Source organism: Sphingobium sp. 3R8 (assembly GCF_020166615.1).
Taxonomy (GTDB): Bacteria; Pseudomonadota; Alphaproteobacteria; order Sphingomonadales; family Sphingomonadaceae; genus Sphingobium; species Sphingobium bisphenolicum.
The window spans coordinates 1-18,655 of the sequence record NZ_JAIQXR010000013.1; the positions used below are offsets into that span (position 1 = coordinate 1).

20 protein-coding genes are annotated in these 18,655 nt (G+C 59.0%); 6 read left to right on the plus strand and 14 right to left on the minus strand.

Going from position 1 to position 18,655, the window contains the following annotated elements:
• The first annotated feature begins 237 nt into the window (after positions 1-237).
• The 3 genes from K9B33_RS13225 (at position 238) to K9B33_RS13235 (ending at position 2,610) form a co-directional block, all read left to right on the plus strand.
• A complete protein-coding gene (locus K9B33_RS13225) occupies positions 238-1,020 on the plus strand; it encodes an alpha/beta fold hydrolase (RefSeq protein WP_224549376.1) in 783 nt (260 codons plus the stop codon).
• Complete coding sequence (locus K9B33_RS13230; RefSeq protein WP_224549377.1) at positions 1,013-2,143, plus strand: PAS domain-containing sensor histidine kinase; 1,131 nt, start codon at positions 1,013-1,015, stop codon at positions 2,141-2,143. The genes K9B33_RS13225 and K9B33_RS13230 overlap by 8 nt, the downstream gene beginning before the upstream one ends.
• Positions 2,144-2,235: 92 nt before the next feature.
• Positions 2,236-2,610, plus strand: a complete 375-nt coding sequence (locus K9B33_RS13235; protein WP_224549378.1) for a response regulator — start codon at positions 2,236-2,238, stop codon at positions 2,608-2,610.
• Positions 2,611-2,807: 197 nt separating this feature from the next.
• Here K9B33_RS13235 and K9B33_RS13240 read toward each other — a convergent pair whose 3' ends face one another.
• The 3 genes from K9B33_RS13240 to K9B33_RS13250 form a co-directional block, all read right to left on the minus strand.
• Complete coding sequence (locus tag K9B33_RS13240; protein WP_224549380.1) at positions 2,808-3,899, minus strand: hypothetical protein; 1,092 nt, start codon at positions 3,897-3,899, stop codon at positions 2,808-2,810.
• Between the two features lie 93 nt (positions 3,900-3,992).
• Positions 3,993-4,631, minus strand: coding sequence for an FMN-binding negative transcriptional regulator (locus K9B33_RS13245; RefSeq protein WP_224549382.1), 639 nt, complete (start codon positions 4,629-4,631; stop codon positions 3,993-3,995).
• Between the two features lie 11 nt (positions 4,632-4,642).
• On the minus strand, positions 4,643-5,263 hold the full coding sequence (locus K9B33_RS13250; protein WP_224549384.1) for a LysE/ArgO family amino acid transporter: 621 nt from the start codon (positions 5,261-5,263) through the stop codon (positions 4,643-4,645).
• Between the two features lie 72 nt (positions 5,264-5,335).
• Here K9B33_RS13250 and K9B33_RS13255 point away from each other — a divergent pair, with 72 nt between their 5' ends.
• The gene (locus K9B33_RS13255) at positions 5,336-6,235 is read left to right on the plus strand and encodes a LysR family transcriptional regulator ArgP (protein WP_224549386.1); all 900 of its coding nucleotides are present in this window, start codon (positions 5,336-5,338) and stop codon (positions 6,233-6,235) included.
• A gap of 350 nt (positions 6,236-6,585) precedes the next feature.
• Here the strand turns inward: K9B33_RS13255 and K9B33_RS13260 are convergent, their stop codons facing one another.
• Positions 6,586-7,299 carry a Crp/Fnr family transcriptional regulator gene (locus K9B33_RS13260; RefSeq protein WP_224549388.1) on the minus strand — a complete coding sequence of 238 codons (714 nt, stop codon included), beginning with the start codon at positions 7,297-7,299 and terminating at the stop codon, positions 6,586-6,588.
• A 315-nt stretch (positions 7,300-7,614) separates the two neighbouring features.
• Here K9B33_RS13260 and K9B33_RS13265 point away from each other — a divergent pair, with 315 nt between their 5' ends.
• On the plus strand, positions 7,615-8,676 hold the full coding sequence (locus K9B33_RS13265; RefSeq protein ID WP_318011131.1) for a PHB depolymerase family esterase: 1,062 nt from the start codon (positions 7,615-7,617) through the stop codon (positions 8,674-8,676).
• Positions 8,677-8,683: 7 nt separating this feature from the next.
• Here the strand turns inward: K9B33_RS13265 and K9B33_RS13270 are convergent, their stop codons facing one another.
• A complete protein-coding gene (locus K9B33_RS13270; RefSeq protein WP_224549392.1) occupies positions 8,684-8,977 on the minus strand; it encodes a DUF3253 domain-containing protein in 294 nt (97 codons plus the stop codon).
• A gap of 7 nt (positions 8,978-8,984) precedes the next feature.
• Entirely contained in the window at positions 8,985-9,242 is a 258-nt protein-coding gene (locus tag K9B33_RS13275) for a hypothetical protein (RefSeq protein WP_224549394.1), read from the minus strand.
• A 206-nt stretch (positions 9,243-9,448) separates the two neighbouring features.
• Here K9B33_RS13275 and K9B33_RS13280 point away from each other — a divergent pair, with 206 nt between their 5' ends.
• Positions 9,449-9,901, plus strand: a complete 453-nt coding sequence (locus K9B33_RS13280; RefSeq protein WP_224549395.1) for a PA2169 family four-helix-bundle protein — start codon at positions 9,449-9,451, stop codon at positions 9,899-9,901.
• 36 nt (positions 9,902-9,937) lie between these two features.
• Here the strand turns inward: K9B33_RS13280 and K9B33_RS13285 are convergent, their stop codons facing one another.
• The 8 genes from K9B33_RS13285 to K9B33_RS13320 form a co-directional block, all read right to left on the minus strand.
• A complete protein-coding gene (locus K9B33_RS13285) occupies positions 9,938-10,783 on the minus strand; it encodes a glycosyltransferase family 2 protein (RefSeq protein ID WP_224549396.1) in 846 nt (281 codons plus the stop codon).
• On the minus strand, positions 10,780-11,367 hold the full coding sequence (locus tag K9B33_RS13290) for an SAM-dependent methyltransferase (protein WP_224549397.1): 588 nt from the start codon (positions 11,365-11,367) through the stop codon (positions 10,780-10,782). Before K9B33_RS13290 ends, K9B33_RS13285 begins: the two co-directional genes overlap by 4 nt.
• Positions 11,364-12,059, minus strand: coding sequence for a PIG-L family deacetylase (locus tag K9B33_RS13295; RefSeq protein ID WP_318011132.1), 696 nt, complete (start codon positions 12,057-12,059; stop codon positions 11,364-11,366). The genes K9B33_RS13290 and K9B33_RS13295 overlap by 4 nt, the downstream gene beginning before the upstream one ends.
• Positions 12,053-13,180 (minus strand): acyl-CoA dehydrogenase family protein, encoded by a 1,128-nt coding sequence (locus tag K9B33_RS13300; protein WP_224549398.1) that lies wholly within the window; start codon positions 13,178-13,180, stop codon positions 12,053-12,055. The genes K9B33_RS13295 and K9B33_RS13300 overlap by 7 nt, the downstream gene beginning before the upstream one ends.
• Positions 13,177-14,223, minus strand: coding sequence for a glycosyltransferase (locus K9B33_RS13305; RefSeq protein WP_224549399.1), 1,047 nt, complete (start codon positions 14,221-14,223; stop codon positions 13,177-13,179). Before K9B33_RS13305 ends, K9B33_RS13300 begins: the two co-directional genes overlap by 4 nt.
• On the minus strand, positions 14,220-15,191 hold the full coding sequence (locus tag K9B33_RS13310; RefSeq protein WP_224549400.1) for a glycosyltransferase: 972 nt from the start codon (positions 15,189-15,191) through the stop codon (positions 14,220-14,222). The genes K9B33_RS13305 and K9B33_RS13310 overlap by 4 nt, the downstream gene beginning before the upstream one ends.
• Positions 15,184-16,338, minus strand: a complete 1,155-nt coding sequence (locus tag K9B33_RS13315) for a glycosyltransferase family 4 protein (protein ID WP_224549401.1) — start codon at positions 16,336-16,338, stop codon at positions 15,184-15,186. Before K9B33_RS13315 ends, K9B33_RS13310 begins: the two co-directional genes overlap by 8 nt.
• A gap of 72 nt (positions 16,339-16,410) precedes the next feature.
• Positions 16,411-18,648 carry a catalase gene (locus tag K9B33_RS13320; protein ID WP_224549402.1) on the minus strand — a complete coding sequence of 746 codons (2,238 nt, stop codon included), beginning with the start codon at positions 18,646-18,648 and terminating at the stop codon, positions 16,411-16,413.
• Positions 18,649-18,655 lie beyond the last annotated feature (7 nt).

The window sequence follows — 18,655 nt, forward strand, 5'->3', positions numbered from 1 at the left end:
TACTTCCGTTCTGTCCGACGGAGCCAGTTCATCAAATGCCAAAAACCCGGCTCTCTCATCGTCGATCTGCGTGGTTGCGCTGTTCGGATTATGCTATCACCGGCATCTCATCGCGTACCCCCTCGTTGCGCCTTGATCGTCTAATTGATTCCGCGAGTGTACACGCAGCCTCATGACCGAGTATCTCTTCCTGTTGTCGCCTGCCGCGTTTTGAGCGTCCTTGGTCAACCTGCCGCCATGGCGAAGCGGCTCAATGCTCGCGCGGCCGGCACCGGAGCGCGCGCGATGCTGTTCGCCCATGGCTTTGGCTGCGACCAGAATATGTGGCGCTACGTAGCGCCGGCATTCGAGCAGGACTTCCAGACCATAGTCTTCGATTATGTCGGAGCAGGCGCGTCCGATCTCACAGCCTATGACCCGCAAAAATATGCGTCGCTGGAGGGATATGCCGACGACGTCGTCGCGCTGGCAACGGAGCTTGGCATTTCCGATGGCGTGTTTGTCGGCCACTCGGTCAGTGCGATGATCGGCTTGATTGCAGCGCGCAAAGCGCCCGGGCTCTTTTCAACACTCATACTGGTAGGCCCCTCACCCCGTTATATCGACGATGGCGATTATGTTGGTGGGTTCAGCGAGGACCAGATCGTGGAACTGCTGGACTTCCTGGACACCAATCATCTTGGATGGTCGCAGGCTATGGCGCCCACCATTATGGGCAACCCCGACCGGCCTGAGCTGAGCGAGGAACTGGCCGCCAGTTTCTGCCGTACAGATCCGGAAATCGCAAAACGCTTTGCGCGCACGACCTTCATGTCGAACAACCGCGCCGATCTGGGGCCAATCGATGCGCGAGTGTTGATCCTTCAGTGCCGTGACGATGTGATCGCGCCGGAGAGCGTCGGCGCGTTCGTTCAGCAATCCATTCCCGGCAGCGAGCTGGTGCTGCTTGATGCCAACGGCCATTGCCCAAACCTGAGCGCGCCAGCTGAGACGATCGCTGCGATCAAAGCCTTTGTCTGAAGTCGAGGCCGGAGCGTCAGCCGCGCAACGGGAAGCCGGAATAGATTTCGAGCGCCTTTTCGACGTTGCCCCATGTGGATATGTGCTGGCAGAGAGAAATGGCCGCATCATTCGCGCCAATGAGACCTTTGCGGCCTGGACCGGCCGGCCGGCCGAACAGCTTGTCGGCAAACGTTTCTCGGATCTGCTGTCCATCGCAGGCAAGATTTTCTACGAAACGCATTTTGCTCCCACGCTGCATATGGCGGGTAGCTTCAACGAAGTGGCGCTCGATCTGGTCGACGATCAGGGGGCCAAGCTTCCCGTCCTTGTAAATGCCACGGGCGGACTCCACGACGGCGAGCATGTCCAGATATTGTTCGCGGTGTTCCGGGCCACGCAGCGTCGGCAATATGAGCAGGGATTGCTGGAAGCCCGAGACAAAGCCGAGGCGACCATCGTCAGTGAGCGCGCCACTTCCGAACTGCAGGAGCAATTCATAGCGGTACTCGGTCATGATCTGCGCAACCCGATCGCATCGATCGCGAGCGGTATCCATATGCTGGCCAAGGAGACGATCAGCCAAAGGGGAGCAAGGGTCGTTGAATTGATGAGCGGGAGCATCCTGCGTGCAAACGCCCTTATCGACAATGTGCTCGACTTTGCGCGGGGCCGGCTGGGCGGTGGCATCACACTTGATCGAAACGCCCGGGAACCGCTGGAACCGGTTCTGCGCCAAGTGGTAGCGGAACTGCAGTCCGTCTACCCCAAGCCGACTATCGAAACGCGCTATGAGCTGGCGGATCCGGTCGATTGCGATCGGATGCGGATCGGGCAGCTGCTATCCAACCTGTTGGGTAATGCGCTGACCCACGGCGCCAAGGACCAGCCGATCATGGTGGACGCGTCCACGTCGCGGAGCGAACTGGTGATCGCTGTTTCCAACGGCGGTGAGCCCATCCCGCCGCAAGTCCTGGAAAGGCTATTTCAGCCCTTCTTCCGTGGCGATGACCGGGTCAAACACGGCCTTGGCCTTGGGCTGCATATCGCGGCGGAAATCGCGCGGGCTCATGAGGGTATGCTTGTTGCGCGGTCGGATGTGAAGGCGACGACCTTCGTTTTCACCATGCCGTTGGATATTTGAGCGACCATCACATTCCATCGTTTTTATTTTGAACCTCGAATGATCTCAGGCATTCAGGATTATTGGGCATTCTCCCGGAAGGAACTCCAATCATGGCAGTAGACCGGGCAGTGCTCACCGTTCTCGTAGTGGAAGATGACGCGCTCGTGCGGATGCACGGCATCGACATACTCGAGGACGCAGGATTTGCGGTCCTCGAGGCGGCTGATGCGGACGAGGCATTGGTAATCCTGGATGGGCTGGACGATGTCGATCTCCTGTTTTCGGACGTCGACATGCCCGGCAGCATGAGTGGGCTAGACCTCGCTCACGTCGTGCATGAGCGATGGCCGGATATGCCCGTTCTACTCACCTCCGGTCATCATCGGATATGTGAGGCACAATTGCCGGCAGAGGGGAAATTTGTGACCAAGCCTTGGGCTCAAGCTGCTCTCGTCAAGCAAATACGAGACCTGCTTCACGCCTGACCCTCCACCGCCACAGGTGACGGATAAGGCCGCAGGGTAATATCACGTTCGTAGAGGCAAACGTTGCAGCGGCGAGGTTTATGCCAGCCAAACGGCGAGTCTTGGTGACAGCCGCCGGAATAGCTACCGGTCCGGACCTGAGGATCGAAATCCGGCTCAGGAACAGCAAGAATGGGTCGACCTATGCCTGCCGATCTCTAACGGCGCATGGCAAGTGCAGCCATGCCGGTCGCTTCGTCGGTCATGAAAAGATAGGCGTCCGTCTCAGGCTTGCGGTCCTTGTTGATCGACTTTGCCGTTACAGAGCCGTCATTGCCTTGATGAGCCGCCAGCCAAGCCTGTGCCTGTTTGAGCGCCGCCGCGCTGGTCGGTCCTCCCCCTTCCCGCAGAATGACCGCTACTATGGCGGTGGCATATCCGTCGCTCTCCTGCGGGAGGCTGGAGCCGTCGATCCTCTGCCAAGTCGACAGGCTTGGTAAATTCCATCCGCCGTCTGCTTGCTGGCAAGCGACCAGTTCCGAAATGACCTTCGTCCGCTGATCCGGTGCTAATACATCGCCAAGTTGGCTGTCAGCCCACAGGATAAGTGCGCGGGAATAAAGCGAGCCGCCGATGCCTTGGCGCAAATAGGCGCGCAGTGCTTCAATCTGCGGAGCCACCGCCGGATCGGCGGCATACCCGTCGGGCGCACGCGCGACAGCCAAGGCGGCCAATGTCGCCCCCCAATAGGTCGCTGTCGGGGATTCGAAGGGTTCCAGCCGGAAGTTGAGCCAAGTAAAGCCGCCCTTCTGATCGCCGGCCTTCATCTGCACGCCCCACATGTTGGCGAAGGCCTGTCGCGTATCGGGTCCAAGGTGGCCGCGTTCCTGATCGCGTGTCGCCAGTATCAGCGCGTTGAGAACGGCTTCGACGCCGCGAGATTCCGCCGACTTGGGCACGCCACGCGTCTGGTCGGGATAGAAGGGCTCTACCTCATCCCAAAGATAGACACGCTTTACCACATCATCGAACATCGCCATCTCGTCGACGCTTTGCCGTTGCTTGCCTGACTGGCTTCGTAGCGATGGCATGGCGAGGACATGCGGCAACGATGTATGACAAGAAACACAGCGCGTGCCATGGTCGCGCTCGGCCTTCGGCCATTGACGCCACCAGGTGAGGCGGTTGTCCAGATAGGCAGCAGCCGCAGTGCCATTCCAGGCCGACTTCTTTGTTGGCACGGCGTCTCCACGCGCGACCATCACGACAGCGAGTAAAACGGCGGAAGAAATGAGCGGCCAGCGTGTCATGCAGCGTTCCTGACGATAAGAAGCAAATGATAGCGTCGAGGCGCATGGGCACCATGTGTCATTCGACGTAACTTGCGTGGAAAGTGTTGATTGTCATGCCTTGCTATCTGCAAGGCTGTACATGACCAGAGCCATCGGCGAGCCTAGGTGCTGGGCCATCAATCCGTCGACCACACCGGCCTTATTCGAGGCCGGGTGGTTTTGGCTGGCCTTCCACTTGCCTTCGATTCGTTCGATCGCGATTTCGATGCCGGTGATGCCTTTCAATTGGCTATCGACATAGTCTGCCGGCGCATCATTCACCGACCATGGCTCGGGCTGATATTGCTCCTGCTGCCCGGTCAGAGCATCGATCTGCATCCTGAGCCAGTCGGGGTCGTCAATGATGACCGGCCGCCCTCTCGCCTGCACCATGACATAATTCCAGGTTGGTACGACTTTGCCATGCAGCCGCTTGGTGGGATACCAGGATGGCGAGACATAGGCCTGCGGTCCCTGAAAGATTACCAGCGCTTCAACGTCCCCGCGAAGGTCCGCAAGCTGCGAATTTGCCTTCGCCAGATGTGCCCGCAAAACCCCTAGTTCGCCAGCATCGGATTGCAACGTGAAAGGAATGAGGTTGGCGCTGATGCCGCTAGCGCCCGATGTCACAAGCATGGCGAGCGGATAGGCAGCGATCGCTTTATGGAGGATTTCGATGCGATCTTCGCGGAAAGCGGGAGGGCTATACATGGCGTGACCCGTCAGCCGAAGGTGCGCATCAGCAACGATGCCGCGAGGGAAAGCATGGTGACCCCGACGATAGCATCCAGCACGCGCCAGGCCATGGGACGGGCGAACAGCGGCACAAGCAAGCGGGCACCGTAGCCCAGAGCGGTGAACCATGTGAAACTGGCAGAAACAGCCCCTGCTACAAAGATCGGCCGCAGCGCAGGAGGCTGAGCCGACCCTGCCGCGCCCATCAGCAAGACCGTATCAAGATAGACGTGCGGATTGAGAAAGGTGAAGCCAGCCGTCGCGGCAATCGCCCCGCCAAGGCTTATGCTGCCGTTGGAGGCTACTGCCATAGCTTCGGGCGCGGCCATGCGTCGCAACGCTTTGAGACCGTACCAGCCTAGAAAAGCCGCGCCGCCGATTGTTAAAAATAGCGTCAGTTGCGGGATAGCTGCCAGAAAGGCGCCGACGCCTGCAACGCCCGCCACTATCAGCAGAGCGTCTGCGCTGCCGCAGAACAGGACGACTGGCCCGACATGCTCGCGCTTAAGCCCCTGTCGGAGCACAAACAGATTTTGGGCACCGATCGCCATGATCAATGCGGCGGACAGCAGGAAACCGGAGAAAAAGGGAGCAAATATGTAAGTCATGCTCTCCATATCCGGCATGTGCGCGGTTTAGCATAACTTGTTATTCTAATCTCGATGAAGCAATACTTCATCATGCTGGACTATCCCTCTCTGTCGGCTGTCGCTGCCGTGGTGCGCGAAGGCAGCTTCGAAAAAGCCGCCGCTCTGCTCAAGATCACGCCCTCTGCGGTTTCGCAGCGGGTCAGAGGATTTGAAGAACGGCTGGGGATTGCCCTCATCGTTCGCGGGCAACCCTGTACGGCTACAGATCAAGGCCGGGAGCTATGTTCACATTTCGACAAAGTGCGTCTGCTTGAAGCAGACCTTCCGATGAATTTTGCCAATGGAATGCAGGATGGCTCCCGCCCATCTTTGAGCATTGCGGTCAATGCGGACACCCTTGCCACATGGTTTCCATATGCCATAGCGGACTTTGCCCGAACGACCGGCATGCTGGTGGAATTGACGCTTGAGGATGAAGGACACACGGCCGATCAGCTGCGGACCGGAGAAGTGCTTGCTGTCGTTACTTCCGACCCGGAACCGGTTGCAGGATGCAGGACGATTGCACTGGGATCGCTCATCTATGTCGCTTGTGCCAGCCCGGACTTCGTCGCTCGATATTTCCCGACCGGGATAGACAGGGACGGTTTGAACCTAGCGCCAGTCATGCGCTTCAACAGGAAAGACCAGCTTCAGGCGAGGTGGGCTAAAGCCGCCTTCGACGCGGAAATGAATGCACCAACGCATTGGATTCCATCGACACAGGGATTTATCGACCTCGCCTGCGCCGGTCTTGGTTGGGGGCTCCAACCGAAAACATTGGCAAAACCGCATATCAATGCAGGCACTCTGGTCGAGTTGGTGCCGGCAGACACAATGGACGTCCCGCTCTTTTGGACGGGATCCCGTCTCCATGCCCAAACCCTACAAGCCATGACCGATGCTGTGAAAAATGTGGCCAGGCAGCACCTCCAACCCGTGCCAGTGTGAAGAAGCGGACTGACTGGAATCGGGGGCGAGAAATTCGGTCATGAATGTCTCCAATGGGTCGATCTTGCGAGCTTGCGATATCTTCTGCGGAACGGAAAATTGTCTCCGATCATCATTCCTATCTCGTAATGAAATCTGGCTCTTGGCCTCCACTGCTGCCCGGAGAAGTTCTCTGGCGGTATCCTCCGCAGCTTGCGGAGTCATGCTGACTGCAACCCCATCTGGTCCATCCAGCATAACCTGACCCTCTTCTGCGAACGCCTTGCCGCCTTCCTCATACACGCCTGGCTGCCGCATGTTGTCTCCATCGCCTTGTCGGCAATCGACGCTTGCCAGGCCCGTCGGTTCCTTCATTCGTTTACAAACAAATAGGACGGATCAAACTCACTGAGCATCCGCAGTCCTGCCAGATCGCTTATCGTCACATGGCCGCGCTGCATCTGCATCAGTCCGCGCTCTCGCAGTTCCTTAAGCATCCGGTTGATATGAACTGAGGTCATGCCGCAAGCCTCTCCTATATCGGCTTGGGTCAGCGGGCAGGAAAAACCCTTGCCGTCACTTAAGCTGACTGCCCGCAATTTCGCTTCGATCTCGCAAAAAAAATGACCGACACGAGCAACCGCATCAAGCCGCCCCAGTCGGAAGATCCATTCACGATGCATGGCCGCGTCCAGGAGTGTGCTGAACCACAGAAGCCTGGTCAGATTGGGTCGGTCCTTGACCAACTGATCAATGGCCTCATGCCTCACATAGGCAACCCTGCAAGGACCAAGGGTCGCGACTTCATGATCCAGGCGCTTCAAAGGATAGCCGTGCAAGTCGACAAAATCGCCTGCCACATGCACCGCAACCAACTGACGCCCACCCTCCTGATCATCCATGTACCGGCATATGAAACCTTCAACCAGATAGGTGCTTAAGCCGATCGGTTGTTTGGAAACCGCGAGACTGTGGCGAGCCGGCACATCCTGCACGGCATGGACGCTGGCCTCCAACGCCTCCAGGTCCTCTGCGGATAGTTGGTCCCGGCGGCGATTTCGGAGGAAATCGTTGAATATCGACATGGGCCTTATCCTTTCGAACACACATGCTGGCGCTCTTGGCGTTCCTGAGCGCTGTGCGCCTCGCGGCTGTATCAGTCCGCACACCCGGCCACTAGGATCATCAGCAGACAGGCGCCTGCCAATTTCCATCAGCGCCTTGCAACCCCGGCAGATAAATCCATATTGTGCGGTGCAGCATTAAAATTCGAATGAGCATCCGATGGCGTAGGTCGTATAGGAGATTTTCGCATGACGAGATTATCTGCCACAATTGCCAGACTGGCAGCAATGCGAGCGTCTCATCTAACCCAAGACGATGCCGTTGGACAAAGCCGCTTGGCGGACCTTCATGTAGTTGGTGCCAATCCCGGCGAATTAAACGCTAAAAGCTATGTGCCTGAGCGCCTGGCCGAGAAGCCGGCGCTCGTTGTCGTATTGCATGGCTGCACCCAAAACGCCGGAGGCTATGATCGGGGATCGGGCTGGTCCCAGCTGGCCGACGAGAATGGTTTTCTGCTTCTTTTCCCGGAGCAGCAGCGCGCGAATAATCCCAATCTTTGTTTCAATTGGTTCTCTGCGACCGACAATGCGCGCGGTCGTGGCGAAGCGCTGTCCATCCGCCACATGATCATGACGATGGTTGACGCATATGATGTCGATCCGTCACGCATATTCGTGACTGGCCTTTCCGCAGGTGGCGCGATGACCTCCGTCATGTTGGCCAGCTATCCGGAATTGTTCGCCGGCGGTGCGATCATCGCCGGTCTGCCGCACGGGTCAGCATCCAACATTCAGCAGGCACTCGAAGCCATGCGAGGCGCGGGAGCATATGACGCCAGAGAACTGGGCGATCGCGTCCGTCGTGCGTCGGACCATGAAGGCCCGTGGCCCAGCATTTCGATATGGCATGGCAGCGCCGACGCGACGGTCAGCAGCACCAATGCGGACGCAATTCTTGCCCAATGGCTGTCAGTCCACGACGTCGAGCCGACACCGGACGCTTGCGAACAGATAGCCGGCCACCGTCATCAGCTATGGCGCGATGGAACCGGACGGGTGCTAATCGAGGATTACCGCATCTCCAATATGGGACACGGCACGCCACTGGCCACGACCGGCCCGGAGGCTTGCGGGGCGGTGATGCCGCATATGCTGGAGGCTGGTATCTCGTCGACACGCCGGATCGCAGCGTCATGGGGTTTGCTGGAAGCCAGGGAGGCGCGCACTTCTGCGCAATCGGTACGAGAAAATCCAGACGCCGCATCCCATGTGCCGGCACCAAGGATAGGCCGTTTGGAACCGTTGCCGTCCGAACCTGCGCGCCCGATATTATCCGGGAAGGCTGGCGTCGAAAAAATAATCCACGATGCTCTTCGCGCCGCCGGTCTTATGCGGTGAAGGCAGTTCAGTCCTCGCGGTGCGCTCGACCGATCCGGTAGGGGCCGCTGCGTGATGGCATGTTGTTTCCCTTCCAACTCAGTTCGATCAGCCCATCGTCCATCATCTGATCGATCGCGGCGTGGACGACCGGCATTACCGCACGCCAGGCCTGTCTCGTCGGGTCCGCGCCGGCTTTGCTGGCGATTGCTCTTGCCACTTCGCTTGGACAGATTGTTGCCTGGTCCGAACGGCGGTCGAGCAGTTCCAAGGCAGCGGTGCGCGCATCGTGTGAACGGGCCGGCATGTCGCCGTGGGTCATGACAGAATTATAGCCCGATTTCTTCGAGCGCCGAGGCAACCTCGGGATCGATTGTGTGATCGGATTTGGGCGTGAGGCGGTTTAGCGCCGTACGCAGACGCTGTTGCGCGACTTTCAACGTCTTGTACCGCACCTCACGCGTGGCATTGGTGCGCCACGATCGGCTTTCTCCCAACAATGTTGCCCATTTTGCTTCTTCTGCCGCCAGGATCGACAGCGCCAGCCGCAGACCATCCCGCCGGCCATGCGCGTAATTTTGTTCCATGGTCATCCCTCAGCAATTTGCCTATCGTGTATAGGTAAAGTGCATCTCGTATCTTTGGTCAACGCCGCTCATGGGGCCTTCGTGCTGGCCAACTATCGCACTGACGCAAGTTAATTTCCGATTCTAGAAAGGGTCTTTCCCGACCCTTGGTCGTTCAGATCCCGAGACAGCCGCGTCTGACGGCGGGTCCATAGTGAGGATGTCCCATGACCGAACTCAGCCATGATATTTCAACGCTCAACAGCCTGATCGCTACCACGCTCGATAGCGTCGAAGGCTATACGGAAGCTGCAAAAAATACGGAAAATTCTGGCTTCGTGACACTGTTCAACGGCCTTGCCGGCGAACGCCGCCAGCTGGTTTCGCAGCTCCAGCAGCACGTCTCCTCTCTGGGCGGTGAACCCGAGGATGACGGCACCATTCTGGCAGGCGCGCATCGCGTTTTCCTCAACCTCAAATCCGTCGTTACTGGCCATGATGACAAGGCGATCATCAATGAGGTCGAGGCTGGCGAAGATCATATCAAGGCGAAATATGAAGATGCGCTCGAAGATCGAGAGCTTTCGTCCGCTGTGCAGACGCTCGTCGTTTCAGCCTACACGTCAGTCAAGGCGGGCCATGACGAAATTCGCGACATAAAGCATTCGATGGAACGTTGAATGCGTGGCGGCGGGGCAACCCGCCGCCTTCGATGCCTAGAACGCAGATGACCGCCGGGCGCCTGAAAGTTCAGCGGCATTAGCTGCCCGGCGCAGGATGATGCGATTGTCCGTCATGGCGATGAGGCCCATTTTCGCAAAGGCATCGAGCCACCCTGTCATAGGCCAGAATTGCCAGCGATCGCGAAAAAGCTGCGCGTTACGCACGATGTCCTCCAGATGCTGGAGTGGAGGGTCAAATACCTCATGATGCTGGTGAAAAGCGCCAGCGCCGCCTTTGAACAGGAGCGGAACGCCTGAATCCCGCGCCCGGAAGCCAAAGTCCGTATCCTCCGCGCCATAGCCATCAAAGGCTTCATCAAAACCTTGCAGGTCAGTGAACCGATTCCGACGGATGCCGAAAACCAATGACCAGAAGAGCCCGGCATTGGCCTCCTCCCGAATGCTTTTCGCCGGGAATGCGCGGATGGGATGGGATTTGGCTGATAGCTTGAGATGATCTTCTTCCCACCCATCACGAGCGTCTGTTGGACCCAGATATAAGGCTTCCGCACAGATTAGTGCGTCGGCGCGTTCAAGCTCATCGTCCATTTCCCCTAAAAGGTGGCGCATGGGTATGCAGTCCACATCCAGAAAGAGAAGATGCTCGCCCATTGCTGTGTGCGCCGCAGCGTTGCGAGCGGCGGCGAGCGGCAGGCCGATCCGCTCCAGCGTAACAAGGCGAACCGGGAATGGGGCTTTAGGTGCGATCAAGGCAGGCTTGCTGCCCATATCGACAATGACAAGTTCATCAGGAAGAACAACGCTGCGCCTCAACCCTTCCACCAGTTCGGCAAGATGGCCCTCCCGGTTCTTGACGATGGTCAGAACGCTGATGCTCACAGGGCACGCCGCCACAGATCGAGACGATAGCGTGGCCGTCGGCAGGCGGTGACCACCGTCATCGCGTTGGTCAGTGATCCAGACAGCTTGGCGACCGCGTCGTCACCGCTTTGCGGATAGTCGGTCTCGCCGGTAAAATGCACGAGCAGAAGGTCACCGCCAACAAGCAGATGCGCTTCCAGCCACTCGGCCGCACGACCAATGTCCATATCGTCCCAATAATATGCGACCTCGGACAGGACTATCAATTCGAACTGCCCGGAGGGTGCCGTTCGAGGAAAAGCCATTTGCTCGAATGTGACGTGATCGAGATGGGCCGTGCGCTGTTTAGCGGCTGCCAGCGCGGTTTCGCTCACGTCGATGGACAGCAGCGCTTTGCATAAGGCGCTGAGTTTCAAGGTCAGCATTCCTCTGGCGCAACCCACTTCAAAACCGCTGGCGTAGTTCCGGTCGCCAAGTGCCGCTATGCTGTCCTCGAACTTCGCCTGCTCGTAAGAGCTGGTTTCCAGATCCCACGGATCGCTCGTCCCGCTAAACATGCATTCGAAATAATCCGGGTCCAGGGTCGTTCGATGTCGGTTCATGGGCGCTTCCTGACGTAAAGAAGGTCGTGCGGCGCCATCGATCGCTTGTCTCTAGGCAGACGAAAGCCAAGGCCGTGCGAGGCGGTAAGCTGGCTGCGATGAGCTGCAAGGGCGTTGCGCGTGACGCCCGGCGACATGGACGGCGTGATAAGCGTCTTGTGCGTTCGGCTACTAGGTGCTTCACCCCAGACGCAATATTCAGCGACGGTGATCCGGCCCCGCGACCTGATCCTGACGGCATGTGCCAGGCCAGCTGCCGCAGAATGGTCGCAATGCGGCTCGTGAGCGGCAGTCGTCGCCAGGACATCTACGCGTAGTCGTCCGCACAACGCAGCAAGTTTACGGTAACTTCTGCCGAAAAGCACCGAACCTGGCACTTCAGGCGTAGCGTCCTTCCATCCAAGACATAAGGGCGCTCTGACTTGTAAGCCTGAAAGGCGCCGCAATGCCTGCCGCCCCTCCCGCTGACGGGCAGCGACGATCGAGCCTGCTTTCCCGTCTTTAAGCGGATGCGACCCCGACCCATCGGTCAGATAGACAAGTCCAGCGAATTTTCCTGCTTTGGCCATATGGGCGATGAGTGCGCCCGTACCCAGCGTTTCGTCATCAGGGTGCGGGGCAATGACGAGCCAGCGAAGGGCACGCCATGGCCTTGCTGTCAGGGGATGTGCGCCGATGCGCCCCATCACCATAGGATATCTCCGCTGCCCCAGGCATCATGATCGAGCCATGCGATCGCAGCCTGATCCTTTGCATAATCTGGTCCGGCCTGTCTCAAATAGACGCTCAGATCCCGGATGATCTTGTCGATACGTTGCCCATCGATGGCGCTGCGCGTGCCGATGATCCGGCTTGCCAATTCCATAACGTCGAGCGCTGCCCGTTCGACAACGCCACGGGTCATGCGGGCAAACGCCGGGCCATCCTCGTCACCCGCCGCTGCGCGGGTGGCGCATTCACGAACCCACAGATAAGCAGATCGCGCCGCAACGACCGCATCGGCGAATTTGGCACGCTGCAACGGATCTTCGCGGGCTGCTGTCGTCATGGCGGCGCGTGTCTCGGTTAACAGCGCCTCGACACCGCCGAGCTGGACAGCGGTAAAACGCCACGCACCAGTCGTGAAGTCCGGCTCCAGATCATAGTCGCCGCCTTTTCCCAGAAGAGCGTCGGGTCCAACGGACAGGCCACTTAAGTCGTACATCCCGCTTCCTGTCGCGCGCATGCCCCGCATGCGCCATTGCGACAGGTCCGTTCGCGCGGCTTCATCCGCCGGAACGATGACAAGCTGCCTTAGACCACTCGATGGTTGCGCCGTGATGATCGCATGGGTCAGCCCGCCCGCCCCGGTCGCAAAGGATTTGGCACCGTCCAGGGTCCAGTTGTTGTTTGCGCCGCCGAGGCGCACTCCGGGCGGTGGTTCGGTCGCCCAGACGCCGAACAGCGCACCATCGTGCAATTGCTGGTGCAGGACCGCGCATTGAACAGCCGTGCCAAACCAGTCGAACAGCAAAAGCGCGTTGACATGCCCTTCATACAGCCGCCCGACGCTAAGGTCGGCACGTCCAATGATGCGCAGGACAGACATCATGGCCATATATTGAGCCTGACGGTCAGGAAAGATGTCGCCGCCAGCACTGATCGGCGCAAATGGGTGCAGCAGTCCAGCTCCCCGCAGCAGCTTCACGCTCTCGATTGGAAATACCGGAGCGGCATCATAGCGTGTACCAAGGTTACCGAGAGGCTCTGCGATGGCTTGCGCCCGCTGCGCCGGCATGTTGCTCTCTATCGGCTTTACATCAGCGATGCTCATGCGGCCTCCTCCTGCCCAGGGCAGGTGGCGCCCGCTACCATGTCGAGCCATTCGGCAGCCCTGCGCGCGCCATTGGGATCGTGCAGCTTTTGCCGGGCCTCTGGCGACAATGCCAGTGTATCGCGTATCAGCTGTTGCCACCGCTCAGGCTGAGGCCAACTATCAACAACCAGGGCCGCGCCGACTTCCCCCAGCCGTTGCGCCGTCGTGCGTTGCTCATCATAAGGCCGGTCCTGGGCTATGCAGACGAAAGGGCGATCGGCGGCAAGCACGCTACCCACCAATCCATCGCCGGCTGCCCCAACCACCAGGGTCGCGCGGGCAATCTCACGATCGCAATCCTGCACCCAGCCAAGGATGGCAAGATTCGAGGGAGGATCATGCGGCATCGAGCATGGTCCGGTCACCCGCCAATGCCATTGCGGACAGCATCGGGCGGCCTGTGCGAAGGCTTCGCCATCGCCTGACTGACCTCCGCGACCCACAACGATCAGGATAGTGGGATCGGCATTTCTCGTGGGGGTTGGCCGGCCTGCTGTGATGCCGGGAAGATAGCGCGTCTTTTTTCGCACCCATGTCGGGGTAGAGGCCACGTCCAGATCCTGATGAAAGGGTGCCATCAACGCCGTAGCGCTCTGGAATGCGTCCAGATGGGGGCGGTCGGTCCTATTGCCGTTCAACCGGACATAGACAATCGGGACAGACGCCAGACGCGCCACCATGGCGATCTCAACAGACACATCGATGACCATGAGGGCGGGCCTATGAATGTCGATCCACCGTGCGATCCTCGCGATCCGCGAACGGATACCTTGATGATCCAGCGGAGCATAGTGCAGGCTGTCGGGCCGGAAATGAGATCCATCTGCGCCATTGAACGCACCGGTGTCGAGGCGATCATCGGCAAGATCGATACCCAGTGAACCAATCCCTGTCCCAAGAAGGACGACACGGCCAGCTGACGCATTGGCGATGGCACGCGCGCGGGCCAGATGCCCGGCACCATGATGATGGACATAATAGCCGATCGGCCGGAGGCTCATCGTCCTGCCTCCAGTTGCATATCGTGTGGCATGGGCGGAAGGCACGCCTCATGGTGCGCGATGTTCGCACCGCCATCGGCACGCTGGCGCATGGATTTGCGCCATGTCGCACGCTCGATCCAATGGTCGAAGGCTGGCGCCATGGGTGGGTTTTTCGACTCTGCTGCCTTGGACAGCGCACGCATTCCCGCTGCCATGCCACCTTCGGCGCGCCCTTCGGTTCTGGGTGAGACACGGACATAGACATCGGCAGGATGCGCCAGCCTGCCCCCCATGGCGACGGCCGCCCGGACCAGCGCGCGATCTTCCCCGGTTGGAAGGAGCGGAACGCCGCCACAAGCGCGATATAAGGCTGCTCGAATGGCGAGGGATGCGCCTGTATGATCGCCGTGTCGCGGCGCCGGGTCCCATACAACAGGATCGATGCGATCCTCGATCTCGCGCACCTTCGACCAATAATCATCCCATGCCCGCTGCAACTGCGTCACGGATGGCGGCAAAGGCTCATTCACTTCGTCGATGACGATCCTTCCACCGACGAGATCAGCGCCTCGCCTGAAGGCCGTCGCAATGTTGCTCAGCCAATCGACAGGTGGGCGTACATCCGCATCCGTGCTGACAAGAATTCCTGCCTCAAGGCTGGAAAGGGATCCAAGCCCTTCTGTCATGGCTAATCGCCGCGCAGATCCTGCATGCGCCAAAGCCGCCGGGAATTCGGCCACCACGGCCCGGATATCCAGTCGGCCGGCATGACGCGTTCGTGCTTCGCCAATCCTCTCCAGGCTGTCGTCCGTCGTATTGTTTACGGCGATCAAGACGCAGATGATTCCGGGCCACGACTGCGCGGCGATAGCTTTCAACAATGTAGCAATCCGCTCACCTTCATTGCGCGCCGGGACACACACGCACAGAGAAACCGGCGAAGTGCCGAACTCCGGTGAGGCAAGGCGGGGTGCCGGTTCAGCCATGTAACGGGGCTTCCATCACAGTCTTGGATTGTTGAGTGAGCGCAGGCGGCATCAAATCTTCGCGCGTCTTGCCCACCAGTCGCAACCGAGCGTCACCGCCCACGACAAGCCTGCGATAGAGAGCTTCATAGGCATCGATCATACGGCCAGCGTCGCAGACCTGCTCGGCGCGACGGCGGCATGCGCGGCGATCAAGCGACAGCGCTGCCAAGGTCGACCGCGCCAGCGATTCGACGTCATCTGGAACAGCCAACACGCCACACGAATCATCCAGAATGTCGGGTATCGCACCGCGGGTAAAAGCGGCTATCGGCACGCCGCAGGCAAGCGCCTCGGCCACGACCAGCCCGTACGGCTCCTCCCAGAGAGGCGTACACATGAAAGCGCGTGCGCCGGCTACCAATTTTGCAAGCTCTCCATGCGCGAGGTGACCGACATGGATGGCGTCGGCACCCAGATGCAGGGCAATCTGTTCTCGAAAATAGACTTCGTCGAGGATCGGGCCTGCGATCCTGAGTGGCAATCCGACTTGTTTTGCGGCCGCGATCGCGAGGTGCAGCCCCTTTTCCGGAACGATGCGTCCATACCAGACCAGATAGGCCTCCGTGTCGGGCGCAGGGTTAAATGAGAAGCGATCGAGGTCGATGCCGTTCATGATAACCGAGTCGACCGGCAGAACATGATTCCATAATTCGCCAACGGCATTGGAAACAGCGACGAACGCGTTGTTGCGCGCCCGGCACAGGCGAATGCCGCTCTCGAGCCAGCAAAAAGGCGGTGTGTGCAGCGTGGTCACCATCGGCATCGGCAGACTGTCCGCCATCGTTACCGGGATATAATGCAGGCTATTATTGTGGATGACGTCAAAACGCCGATGGCGAAGCTCACTCATCAGGCTGAGATAGGCATGATGCTCCTTGAAGAAGGCCACGTCCGGCGCCTCCGCCGTGCCCACAGTGCTGATCGCCGTCTCCGAACAGATAGCTTCCAGGCCCAGACCAGGCTCCGATCGCGAAGAGGCGAATATGGTTACGGCATGTCCCCGATCCCGCAGCGACCGGGCGAGGAGATGCGTATGCATTTCCAATCCGCCCGCAAATGGCTCGGCAATCGGATATTTAAGGTGAGCGATAATGCCGATTCGCATCTGGCGTCGTCCTTACAGGTTGGCAAGGAGGGCCGGCCTGTCGCCGGCCTTCGATAGAGATGGATGAAAAGCTCAGCTTTCCAGCTGAGCATCCAGATCGACCGCAGCCTCGCGGGGCCAGTGACGCAGGGCCCTGCAAGCCTGGATGAACGCCTTGGCATCGGACGGTTTTGCGATCGGAAGGCAGGCCTCATCCAGATCTTCCGCTATGCCGGCCTTGACGAAGATGGCCTCGGCGTCCTTGCCGATGCCGATATATTTGCAGTGGGCGAAGGCGTCGGTCACAAAATCCCTGGCAGCTGCATCAAGAGCCAGAGAAGCAGCGCCTTTCGCAGATACCAAAATAGCGACCGCGTCGAACAGGACGGAAGGTCCGCCATCGATCTTATGTTTGGCCGCTACTATAGTGCCGTCGGACAAGGTCACGCCCGCGATCTTTGGCGCAATCACTTCATATACCGCGCCTTCATCATCGATAGCATTGAGCAGCGCTTTGAAGATGGCTGCATCAGTGCCATCGCTCAGCAATATACCAAGTTTGCGACCCTTGAAGCTGTCGGGTCCATTCTTGACTATGCTCAGCGAGTTGGAGGGTGGCAGATCATCGATAGGGGCGCGCGCGACGACCGCGGCTTCAGGCAGACCGATACCAAGCCCATCGGCGACCGTCTCAGCCAGCGCCGCATCGACATGGATGAGATGAGACACAGTGCGCGAGCGTATGTCGGGCCGTTCGACCTTCGATAGTTCGAACACCAGAGCATCGCCGATATGCTTCTGTTCGCTCGGAGCCTGGCTGATGAAGAATTGCCGAGCCTGGCTATAATGATCGGCGAAACTCTCCGACCGTACACGCTGTTTCGGTCCATCGGCCGTTTCGGCAAAGCTAGTGAAGCCGCGCGCCGGGTCTTCGCGGGGGCCACCTTGAGTAGATCCCCAGCTATTGGGCTCATAGTTCACGCGACCCTTGGGGTTGCGCATGGCCATATGACCGTCCTGCTGGAAATGGGCCATCGGACATTTGGGGGCATTGATGGGTAGGTGGGTGAAGTTGGTGCTGCCCAGGCGTTTGATCTGCGTATCGAGATAGGAGAAGTTGCGTCCCTGCAGGAGCGGATCGTTCGAGAAATCGATGCCCGGCGGAACATTCTGCGTCATGAATGCAACCTGCTCCGTCTCGGCGAAGAAATTGTCGACGACACGATCGAGCACCAGCCGTCCGACGATACGAACCGGCACCAGTTCCTCCGGAATGAGCTTGGTCGCATCGAGAATGTCGAAATCGAAACTATCCGCAAAAGCGTCATCGAAAAGCTGGACGCCCAATTCCCATTCAGGAAAATCGCCAGCATTGATCGCATCCCAAAGGTCGCGACGATGAAAATCGGGATCGGCGCCGTTGATCTTCACCGCCTCGTTCCAGACCACCGATTGCAGCCCCTGTTTGGGCTTCCAATGGAACTTGACGAAGGTGGACTTGCCTTCACAGTCCACGAACCGGAAGGTATGAACGCCAAAGCCTTCGATCGTCCGAAGCGAGCGCGGAATGGTCCGATCGGACATGATCCACATGATCATGTGGATGCTCTCGGGCGTCAGGCTGATGAAATCCCAGAAATTGTCATGGGCAGTCTGCGCCTGAGGGAAATCCCGGTCCGGTTCGGGCTTGGCGGCATGGATGAGGTCAGGGAACTTGATCGCATCCTGAATGAAGAAAACTGGGATATTATTGCCGACCAGATCCCAGTTGCCCTCCTGAGTGTAGAGCTTCACCGCAAAGCCGCGAACATCGCGGGCAAGGTCGGGCGATCCCTTTGAACCTGCAACCGTTGAGAAGCGGACGAAGGCAGGAGTACGCTCTCCGACCCGCTGAAACACATCGGCGCGCGTGACGTCAGCAAGGCTCTCGGTCAGTTCGAAATAACCGTGCGCGCCATATCCGCGCGCGTGGACGACGCGCTCGGGAATGCGTTCATGATCGAAATGGAACATCTTCTCGCGAAAATGCGCGTCCTCAAGCAGGGCAGGTCCGCGCGCGCCTTGCTTGAGGCTGTTCTGATCATCGGCCACAGGGATGCCATGCTGGGTCGTGAGGGTTGCGATGTCGCCGCCCGCGACCTGATGGGTTTCCCCACCGCTACCCTGAGCCTCGGCATAGGTCGGCAATATCGCCGCATCGACGGGCAGTGCAGGGGCTTTCTCAGGACTTTCCCCACCGATGTCTGAAGACGACAAGTCGGCAGCTGTGACTTTCGCTTTGACGCTTGCCTTGGCTTTGCTGGATTTCGACGGGGGTGGAGTTTTAGCCATGATCATC

Coding starts and splice junctions, on each gene's coding strand:
- K9B33_RS13305 (WP_224549399.1), bottom strand. CDS start 14,223: ATGAGCCTCCGGCCGATCGGCTATTATGTCCATCATCATGGTGCCGGG.
- K9B33_RS13275 (WP_224549394.1), bottom strand. CDS start 9,242: ATGGAACAAAATTACGCGCATGGCCGGCGGGATGGTCTGCGGCTGGCG.
- K9B33_RS13260 (WP_224549388.1), bottom strand. CDS start 7,299: ATGTCGATATTCAACGATTTCCTCCGAAATCGCCGCCGGGACCAACTA.
- K9B33_RS13295 (WP_318011132.1), bottom strand. CDS start 12,059: ATGGTGATGGGGCGCATCGGCGCACATCCCCTGACAGCAAGGCCATGG.
- K9B33_RS13235 (WP_224549378.1), top strand. CDS start 2,236: ATGGCAGTAGACCGGGCAGTGCTCACCGTTCTCGTAGTGGAAGATGAC.
- K9B33_RS13310 (WP_224549400.1), bottom strand. CDS start 15,191: ATGGCTGAACCGGCACCCCGCCTTGCCTCACCGGAGTTCGGCACTTCG.
- K9B33_RS13315 (WP_224549401.1), bottom strand. CDS start 16,338: ATGCGAATCGGCATTATCGCTCACCTTAAATATCCGATTGCCGAGCCA.
- K9B33_RS13240 (WP_224549380.1), bottom strand. CDS start 3,899: ATGACACGCTGGCCGCTCATTTCTTCCGCCGTTTTACTCGCTGTCGTG.
- K9B33_RS13250 (WP_224549384.1), bottom strand. CDS start 5,263: ATGACTTACATATTTGCTCCCTTTTTCTCCGGTTTCCTGCTGTCCGCC.
- K9B33_RS13320 (WP_224549402.1), bottom strand. CDS start 18,648: ATGGCTAAAACTCCACCCCCGTCGAAATCCAGCAAAGCCAAGGCAAGC.
- K9B33_RS13225 (WP_224549376.1), top strand. CDS start 238: ATGGCGAAGCGGCTCAATGCTCGCGCGGCCGGCACCGGAGCGCGCGCG.
- K9B33_RS13290 (WP_224549397.1), bottom strand. CDS start 11,367: ATGAACCGACATCGAACGACCCTGGACCCGGATTATTTCGAATGCATG.
- K9B33_RS13270 (WP_224549392.1), bottom strand. CDS start 8,977: ATGACCCACGGCGACATGCCGGCCCGTTCACACGATGCGCGCACCGCT.
- K9B33_RS13300 (WP_224549398.1), bottom strand. CDS start 13,180: ATGAGCATCGCTGATGTAAAGCCGATAGAGAGCAACATGCCGGCGCAG.
- K9B33_RS13255 (WP_224549386.1), top strand. CDS start 5,336: ATGCTGGACTATCCCTCTCTGTCGGCTGTCGCTGCCGTGGTGCGCGAA.
- K9B33_RS13245 (WP_224549382.1), bottom strand. CDS start 4,631: ATGTATAGCCCTCCCGCTTTCCGCGAAGATCGCATCGAAATCCTCCAT.
- K9B33_RS13280 (WP_224549395.1), top strand. CDS start 9,449: ATGACCGAACTCAGCCATGATATTTCAACGCTCAACAGCCTGATCGCT.